General features: G+C 48.0%; 4 protein-coding genes. 2 read left to right on the plus strand and 2 right to left on the minus strand.

Annotated elements, in window-relative coordinates; translation table 11 throughout:
* Positions 1 to 96: 96 nt before the first annotated feature.
* Positions 97 to 303: a hypothetical protein gene (locus tag R70723_RS27495; RefSeq protein ID WP_039877245.1), complete on the minus strand. Its 207-nt coding sequence runs from the start codon at positions 301 to 303 to the stop codon at positions 97 to 99.
* Positions 304 to 694: 391 nt separating this feature from the next.
* Between R70723_RS27495 and R70723_RS27500 the strand changes: the two genes are divergently transcribed.
* Complete coding sequence (locus tag R70723_RS27500) at positions 695 to 1744, plus strand: cysteine peptidase family C39 domain-containing protein (RefSeq protein WP_039877246.1); 1050 nt, start codon at positions 695 to 697, stop codon at positions 1742 to 1744.
* Between the two features lie 9 nt (positions 1745 to 1753).
* Positions 1754 to 2515 (plus strand): GTP 3',8-cyclase MoaA family protein, encoded by a 762-nt coding sequence (locus R70723_RS27505; protein ID WP_156123853.1) that lies wholly within the window; start codon positions 1754 to 1756, stop codon positions 2513 to 2515.
* An 84-nt stretch (positions 2516 to 2599) separates the two neighbouring features.
* Here R70723_RS27505 and R70723_RS27510 read toward each other — a convergent pair whose 3' ends face one another.
* Positions 2600 to 7120 (minus strand): non-ribosomal peptide synthetase, encoded by a 4521-nt coding sequence (locus R70723_RS27510; RefSeq protein ID WP_052421499.1) that lies wholly within the window; start codon positions 7118 to 7120, stop codon positions 2600 to 2602.
* Positions 7121 to 7218: the final 98 nt, after the last annotated feature.

Genomic DNA, 7218 nt, shown 5'->3' on the forward strand with positions numbered 1-7218 from the left:
AAGAAGACAAGCTGGCTCCGGTGCAATACCGGTGTAAGCTTGTCGGGGATGTTATCCTATCTTTACGTTAACTGAAGTCAGCTCATTGGAGTTCTGCTAGTGGCATTGTAGATAGTCAAGTCTGAGCTGGGTCAGCATTTTTTTCATTTCTACGTACACCTCCTGCTGACTTTTTGCTTTTTGAAATGCTTGGGCTTTATCACTATCAAGATGTATAGTTTCCGCCTGCTTTTCAATTTGTCCCACGGCATAGTTTTCTAATGATTCCAGGCGATCATAAAATTCTTGACTGTACTTCAGCATTCTCATTCACCTCCTTTATTGGAGTTAGTTACAAGATTGAACTGTAAGCGTATTCAAATCGCGCTTTATAACGATTGGAAGCAAACCGCATAAAGAATATCCTCTCTTGACACATCAAAATCATGGCAATAAAATAAAATATATCAAAGTTTGAATAAAAACACAATTAACCCTATTTTTTCACTTATATTAAACAAACTTTGTAGGGTTATTAATTTGTCAAATGAAATAAATCAGCCAAAGGAAGCGGTGAACATACAAATGTAAGCGGTTATATATCTGCTGTACAGTATACTCAGAAGGGCATTTGCGGAGACTGGCCGGCTGCCAGAAGCTTGGGCTATACATAAATATAAATATCGCAGAAACCACAAGAGGAGACCATACAAATATGCAAACTGTAAAACTCCCGATTAATCCACAACCTCCTATCATTGTTTATCAATACAGAGCCTTCCCTCTTTCAATTACATCCAACTACCCGGAAACATTAACATGGTTTTACAGCAACTTCATTCATTTAAAGTGCAATTTAAATTTCATTAAAAATAAGGATGATTTTGACATTGATTTTATAGCAGGAGATATTTACGGAGGTATTCCTTGGTTAGACTATCTCGAAAGTGATCTCGCACTTAAGATTAACACTGAAGAACAGCATGATTTACGTATGGAGATTATATCAAAAATTAATGAGGGATATTATTTCTATTCGTTTGTAGATGAGTACTATATTCCACATAGACAGGCATACAAGAAATTCCATAATACGCATGATCTGCTTATAACGGGATATGATTTATTGAATAACCGGTTTCATATTATTGGTTTTAATGAAAGAATGCAGTACGCAGAATCTGATGTCAGCTTTGAAGATTTTATGAAAGCGTTAAAATTTTCCGAAGCCGGCTATTCGAGCTATCTCAAGATGAAGGAGAATGTAGACTATAGCTTTGACAAAGCAAAAGTAATTGACAAGTTAGAGGACTACCTGTTCTCAAATAATTGTGCAGGGAAGCTTTCGGCATATGATTTTGATGACCGGACGGAACATATGAAAAATTTAAACCATAATTTATCCAGTCAAAATTGGGGCTACGGAGTGGATGTATATACTCAGCTGAATTTATTTTTTGATGCACTTATTGCTAATGAAATCAGGTTTGACATTCGTCCACTGCATTGTTTGTGGGAGCATAAAAAGTGTATGTTTGATCGAATACATTTCTTTTTCCAGCGACATATGATTCACGATTCAGAGATTGTAAATTCCTATCAGAAGGTTGTAGCTCAAGCTGATGTTATCCGTTCATTGACGATGAAGTATATGTTAACCAATGAAATCTCTATTCTTAATAGAATTAAATCTATTATTGATGAACTTCGCATCAATGAAATTAACATACTGAATGACGTCGTACGGCAATTACACAATGATTAGGAGCGTAAAATGATGCCTGAAAAAATGCATGTACCCAATGTAAAAAAAATAGAAATAGATATTACCCATGTGTGCACACTGCAGTGCTTTAATTGTGATAGAGGCTTGTCTTTAATGCCAGGAGGCAAAGATACAAACATTGGTATTGAGCAAATAAATAAATTCATTGACCAGACCATTACCAATGATCACCGTTGGGAACAAATTAGAGTCATGGGCGGAGAACCGACGGTTCACCCGGAATTTAATAATATTATTCATGCCCTGTTCCAGTATAAATGGAATTATAATAAATCTCTTAGATTAATAGTTGCTACTAATGGACATACGGAATTTACAAAGAATAAATTAGACTGGTTAGAGCTTAACTATCCAAGTATTATCGTTGAGAATACATCCAAAATAAGTAACTACCAATCAGGGTTTGACTTAATTCATTATGCTCCATCTGATATTCACAATGATCCGAATCATCAGTATAGAGGCTGTTGGACAACTGAGGCATGCGGCGTCGGATTAAATGCTTCAGGATTTTATTGCTGTGCAGTCGGAGGGTCAATCGATAAATTTTTCAAATACGATATCGGAATTAAGAATCTGAACGAGGTCACTGCTGAGAATATGTCTAAGATGTTCAATCCTTTATGCTCAAAATGCGGCAGACATGATTATCTTCGGGGGGATAATGATAATATCGAGGTTGTTACATCCAAATCCTGGAAGGAATGCTTGGAACACTTTGATCCTAATATGAAACTGGCAAGGTATTAATAGCCCGGTATCATAAACTCCGATAAAAAAGCTAAAACAGCCAGCGCGTGCCGATCATCAAATCGGCACGCGCTGTTTGAGTTGTTAGTCAAAGTGAACTATTTCGAATAATTCATCTTCGTCCTCTTCTTTTTCATCTTGAAAGATTTCCAGTTTTAATTTTCGAATGTGTGCAGAAGAATCGGTTGCCGTACCTTTGATAAGTTCACTGAATCCTTGAAGCAGTCTCGTCGCTGTCTCATGATTGAACAAATCCCGGCTATACTCCAAGGATAATTGAAGGCCTTGTTCGGTCTCGACAACAGTCATCATCAGATCCATCTTAGCCGCTGCAGTATCCTGTTCAACAGAGCGAACCTTAATATCTGCTAAATAGAGATTCGATTGTTCCATGTTCTGCAGTACCAGCATCGTATCAAATAAAGGATTACGGCTGCGGTCATGGCGCACATTCAGCTTCTCTACCAGTTCCTCAAACGGGTAATCCTGATGCTCGAACGCCTCCAGCGTCCGCTCCTTCACTTCACGCACGAAGTCGATAAACCGCTTGTCTCCGGACGGGGCGTTGCGCAGCGCCAGCGTGTTCACGAACATCCCGATCAACGGCCCTGTATCGCCATGCGTCCGTCCCGACACCGGCGTTCCGACCACAATATCGGTCTGCCTTGTGTACTTGTGCAGCCACACGTTATACGCTGCCAGCAGCACCATGTACAGCGTCGCTCCGGTCTCCGTGGCCATTCGTTTTAGGGCATCTGCCGTCTCGGCATTCACCTCGGTGTATACCCGCCCTCCGTCACTGCTTATCACCACCGGACGCAGCCGGTCAGCCGGCAGCTCCAGCACCGGTGCTTCCTCCGCATAAGCCGCCAGCCAGTACGCCTCATGTACCTGCATCCGTTCCACTTCGAGCGTGTTCTGCTGCCACACCGCGTAGTCCTTGTACTGAATCCGCAGCGGCGCCAGCTCCTCACCGGCATACGCCGCCATGAGATCCGATACCAGAATATTCATCGACACGCCGTCTGACACAATATGATGCATGTCCCACAGCAGCCAGTAGCGCTCCTCTTCCAGCCGCAGCAGTTCAATGCGCAGCAGCGGTGCCTGGTCTAATGCGAACGGCCGGACAAAGCTCCGGATGAGCCTCTGTGCCTGCAATTCAGCCACATCCCGGCATGTCCATTCAAACACCACGTCTTCGTGCACCTGTTGTCTCGGCTCACCTTCTACCAATACGAACGAAGTGCGCAGCGACTCATGGCGGGCGATGACCGAACGGATGGCCTGTTCCAGCTGCTCCGTATCCACCTTCCCTGCCAGTTCCACAACGCCCGGCATATTGTAGCGCGTGCTCTCCGGTTCCAGCTCATGCAGCACATACAGCCGCCGCTGCGCCGAAGACAGCGGATACGATACCTGCGCTGCCGCCAGCTCGATCCGGCCGTAGCCGCTTTGCTCCGCGCTGCGCACATATTCCGCCAACGCCTTCACTGTCGGCCGTGCGAATAGCTCGCGCAGCGGCAGCTTTATCGCCAGCTGCTGATGAATCCGTGACACCAGCGTCAATGCCCTCAGCGAGTGGCCGCCGCGCTCGAAAAACGAATCGCTGATCCCGACCTCATTGACCCCGAGCACTACCGCGAACAACTCCGCTAATTGCGTCTCCAGCGTATTTCTTGGCGCTTCATAGCTTATGGTATACGCTTCCCGGTCCGGCGCCGGCAGCGCCTTGCGGTCCACCTTACCGTTATTGTTCAGCGGCAGCTGCTCCAGCTCCACAAAATAGGATGGAATCATGTAATCCGGCAGCTGTCCTGCCAAGTGTGAACGCAGCTCTGCTAACGGAACGGCTTCGTCGCTCACAAGATATGCGCATAAATACACCTGCCCTTGCTCATCCTCACGGGCCAATACTACCGCTTCGCGAATGTACGCATGCGCCAGAAGCCGCACCTCAATCTCCCCGCACTCGATCCGGTAGCCCCGGATCTTCACTTGGTGGTCGATCCGCCCCATGTATTCCAGGTTGCCGTCCGGCAGCCATCTCGCCAAATCCCCCGTCCGGTACATTCGTGTTCCAGACCCGAACGGGTTATCTACGAATTTCTCCGCCGTCAGCTCCGGCCGGTTGTAGTACCCACGTGCTAAGCAGTCGCCCGCGATGTACAGCTCACCCGCGACACCAATAGGCTGCAGCTGCCGGTTGTCGCCCACAATATACAGCTGCGTATTGGCGAGCGGCTTGCCGATCGGCACTGCCGCTTCCTTGAAGGGTGGAATGCAATCAAAATATGAAACCTCGGCTGCTTCTGTCGGCCCGTACAGGTTATGAAGCGTCGCTCCGCCCTCCTGCATTACCTTGTAGAAACCTGCCACATGCTGTGGATTCAACGCTTCGCCGCTGGCTAATACCCGGCGTAAGCTGCCGAGCTGCCCCCTATTGAACGATTGGCCGGCCTGCTCCAGAAACACACTCAGCATCGACGGCACAAAATGCATCACCGTGACGCCGTACCGTTCAATCGTTTCAGCCAGCACCGCCGGATCCTTCTCTCCCTGCGGCGCAAGCATGCAGATCCGTGCCCCTGTCATGCCCCACCAGAACAGCTCCAGCACCGAAACGTCGAATGTAATCGTAGTCTTCTGTAGAATAACATCCTGTTCTCCAATGGGGTAGCGGTTCTGCATCCATTGCAGACGGTTAACAACCGCACGGTGCTCTAGCATAACCCCCTTGGGGTTGCCTGTTGTTCCCGAGGTATAGATCACATACGCTAGCCCCCGGGAATCCGGCTCCAGCGGCGGGTTGGCCCCTGATTGCGTTTGTCCCCCGGGCGTCAGCTCGACTACCGTGCCCTCAAATCCGCATGCATCCAGCCCAGGCTCCATCAGCAGCACGGCCGCGCCGCTGTCTTCGAGCATATACCGGATGCGTTCAGCCGGCAGCGCCGGATCGATCGGCAGGTACGCCCCGCCGGACTTCAGGATACCATACAGCCCTACCATCAGCTCCAGCGAGCGTTCTGCCATAACCGCCACGATACGGTCCGGCCCCACACCATGCCTCCGTAGCGTCCACGCCAGCTGATTTGCCTGTGTGTTCAGTTCCGCATAGGTCAGCTGCTGGTCTCTATACACAACTGCCACCGCATCCGGCGTCTTCTCCACCTGCTCTTCAAACAGGCCGTGGATCGTCGCTTCCCGGGGATACTCTTCCTTCGTGTCGTTGAACGCATACAACAGTTGGTCCGCCTCCTCCGCCGTTACGAGCGATATCGAAGCCACTGTCCGCTGCGCATCCTCCAGCAGCTGCTGTACAATCTCCCGGATATGTCCCTCCATCCGCCGGATGAACTCACCATCATATACCTTATCGTTGTACCTGAATTCAATGGATAGCGCTTCGCCCGGAACAAGCACGACAGTTAGATCATAGTTTGTCTGCTCGTATACTTTGACGTCACGGATCCCAAACAGAGGACTGTCCGTCCCGCCTGCTTGCCCGATTGCTTCGGCGACCGGATAGTTCTCAAACACCAAAATGTGGTCGACCAGCCCTTGCTTCAGTGCACTTAGCCCTTGGATCTCATACAGCGGATAATGGCTGTGAGCTTCTGACGCAAGCGCCGCATCCTGCACCTGCTGCAGCAGCGCCGTTACACTTTGGCCGGGATAGCTGCTGACCCGTACCGGCGCCGTATTGATAAACAGGCCGATCATCCGTTCAATCCCCGGCACCTCCGCCGGTCTCCCCGATACGACCGCACCGAATACCACATCCCTGCTCTGGTTGTACTTTTGCAGCAGCAGTCCCCAGATCGTCTGCATCACCGTGTTCAGCGTCACCTGTGCCTGGCGGGCCAGCTGCTCCAGCCCCAGGGTCATTTCCTTTTCCAGACGAAAGCTATGCTCCTGCGGTTCGGCTCCCGCTCCCGCATGTCCTGTTTTCCAAGCCGACCGCGGCACACTCGCCTGTTGCTCATAGTTCTCCAGGTACCTGCCCCAGTACTGCTGTGCCGCTTCCCGGTCCTGCTTTTCCAGCCATTGTATGTATCGGTTAAATTGTATTGGCGTGTCTAGTTGAATTGGCTGCTTACTCTTCAGGCATTGATATATATGCATAAACTCCTGCATAAGAATGCTTACACACCAGCCATCCATCAAAATATGATGGAAGCTCCAAATCATTATGTGTGAATCGGACTTTTTTTGTAGAACGGCTAATCGGATTAAAGGCCCTTTCAATAAGTCAAAACCCTGATCCCGGTCTTTTTGCTTATACTCGTTCACATATCTGGACTTCTCATTTTCACTTAACTGGGAAATATCTTCGAAAATCAAATCTGCCTTTTGGGTTTCTGCTACGACCTGAACAGACTTCTTCACTTTTTCCCAGACAAATACGGTTCGAAGTATATCGTATCGCTCAATCAGCATCGCAAATGATTGATTAACCAGAGTTACATTTAAGTCACCTTCAAGCTCCAAAGCATATTGTTCAAAATACTCATTTGACTTGTAAAGCATAGAATGAAATAACATACCTTCTTGCATCGGCGTCAGATAATAGATGTCTTTTATCAAATCTCTTCTTATACTCATGATTCCCTCCCGACAAGTTGTTTAAAGACCGCTATTATAAAACCGGGGTTAATCTCTCGGGCCAGTCAATTTAGATATCTGCTGATACCGTATTCTCT

The organism is Paenibacillus sp. FSL R7-0273, from assembly GCF_000758625.1.
Lineage (GTDB): Bacteria > Bacillota > Bacilli > Paenibacillales > Paenibacillaceae > Paenibacillus_AQ.

Coding starts and splice junctions, on each gene's coding strand:
- R70723_RS27495 (WP_039877245.1), bottom strand. CDS start 303: ATGCTGAAGTACAGTCAAGAATTTTATGATCGCCTGGAATCATTAGAA.
- R70723_RS27500 (WP_039877246.1), top strand. CDS start 695: ATGCAAACTGTAAAACTCCCGATTAATCCACAACCTCCTATCATTGTT.
- R70723_RS27505 (WP_156123853.1), top strand. CDS start 1,754: ATGATGCCTGAAAAAATGCATGTACCCAATGTAAAAAAAATAGAAATA.
- R70723_RS27510 (WP_052421499.1), bottom strand. CDS start 7,120: ATGAGTATAAGAAGAGATTTGATAAAAGACATCTATTATCTGACGCCG.